This is a genomic window from Oleiphilus sp. HI0128 (assembly GCF_001635365.1).
Genome location: NZ_LWGG01000980.1, coordinates 1 through 1,898, shown reverse-complemented (window position 1 = coordinate 1,898; position 1,898 = coordinate 1). Strand labels below are relative to the sequence as shown.

The window sequence follows — 1,898 nt, the reverse complement described above, 5'->3', positions numbered from 1 at the left end:
TTGTATCACCTAAGCGTAAAGTATTGCCTTATTTATTAATTCAAGAAGATCAGCGAGCGCGAAAGAGTCAGGTGATTTCTTAAGCAGCTTGAGGAGCATTGACGGGTCTAGTTTATCGGTCATAATTGCGCCTATATTATAATATATAGGACATAACTCTATTTAATATGGCTGATAAAGTAAGGTTCACCGACCTCCTATATTCTTATTACTGATTTTATGAATTGGCGCAAGTATAATGGCCATAGATAAAATATCTTAAGTCAACAGCAGGTGAGTTAATGAAAATAGCAATCGCAGGGACGGGCTATGTCGGCCTATCAAATGCCATGTTACTGGCGCAGCATAATGAAGTCGTTGCCCTGGATATTGACAAGAACAAGGTTGCTTTATTGAATGATAAGCGTTCGCCTATTCTTGATCCGGAAATTGAGCACTTTCTTCAAAATAAAGAACTTAATTTCAAGGCTTCGTTGGATAAAAAGGAAGCTTATAAAGACGCAGCGTTTGTCGTGATTGCTACTCCGACTGATTATGATACGGAAACCAATTACTTTAATACCTCATCTGTTGAATCAGTTATTCGAGACGTTCTTGAAATTAACCCCAGCGCCATGATGATTATTAAGTCTACGGTACCTGTTGGCTTTACCAAACGCGTTCGTAGCGAGTTTGATACAGTCAATATCGTTTTCTCTCCTGAGTTTCTTCGAGAAGGGAAGGCACTACATGACAACCTATACCCATCACGAATTATTGTTGGCTCACAAAGTGAACTGGCAAAGACATTTGCAGCTTTGCTCGCTCAAGGAGCAGTCAAGGAAGATATCGATACGCTATTTATTGATTCAACAGAAGCTGAAGCGGTTAAATTATTTTCTAACACTTATCTCGCTATGCGTGTTTCGTATTTTAATGAGCTGGATAGCTATGCAGAATCCCATGGTTTGGATACTCAACAGATTATCCAAGGTGTCAGCTTAGATCCACGAATCGGAGGGCATTATAATAACCCTTCATTTGGTTATGGTGGATATTGCTTACCGAAAGATACTAAGCAGCTATTGGCAAACTTTAAGGATGTTCCAAATAACCTGGTGCGTGCGATTGTTGATTCGAATACGACTCGAAAAGACTTTATTGCAGATGCAATCATCAAAAAGAACCCCACAGTGGTAGGCGTTTACCGCTTGGTCATGAAGTCTGGTTCAGATAATTTCAGGGCGTCAGCTATACAAGGGATTATGAAGCGAATAAAAGCAAAAGGTATAGAAGTCGTTATTTATGAGCCTACGTTTAATGAAGACTCGTTCTTTCATTCTCGTGTGATTAAAGACCTTAGTGAGTTCAAGAAGCTTTCTGATGTTATCGTTGCTAACCGTCGTTCTGAAAACCTGGCTGACGTGGAAGAGAAGGTTTACACGCGGGATTTATTTGGCAGTGATTAATTTTAGTTATCCCTAATCTAAACAGCAAAGGGGTGTAAGCCCCTGTGGACAAAACAATGAAAATCCTACACCACGGAGCGGTGAATGGCGTAACGGGTTCGTGTCACGAGCTTCGAATTTCCGATAAAAACAGTTCTGAACAACAAGGTATTCTGATTGATTGCGGATTGTTTCAAGGGGCCGAGACCTCTGGGCAGTCGAGTGAAAGCCAGCTTGAAATCGACTTCCCAGTTTCTCATATTAAAGCGCTTGTCGTGACCCATGTTCATATCGATCATGTCGGGCGCATTCCTTATCTTCTCGCTGCTGGCTTTGATGGGCCGATATACTGTTCTGAGCCGTCGGCTGTGCTTTTACCGCTGGTACTGGAAGATGCGGTGAAGATTGGTTTCACCCGTAATAAACAGATGATCCGACAATTTATGTCGGTGCTTAAGCAGCGTATTGTGC

Annotated in this window: 2 protein-coding genes; both read left to right on the top strand. The window is 41.5% G+C overall.

Features of this window, described 5'->3' with window-relative positions:
- The first annotated feature begins 281 nt into the window (after nucleotides 1–281).
- Entirely contained in the window at nucleotides 282–1,448 is a 1,167-nt protein-coding gene (locus A3763_RS16260) for a nucleotide sugar dehydrogenase (protein WP_068633143.1), read from the top strand.
- 56 nt (nucleotides 1,449–1,504) lie between these two features.
- Nucleotides 1,505–1,898: MBL fold metallo-hydrolase (locus A3763_RS16255; protein WP_156495132.1), on the top strand; the 394-nt coding region annotated here is incomplete at its 3' end.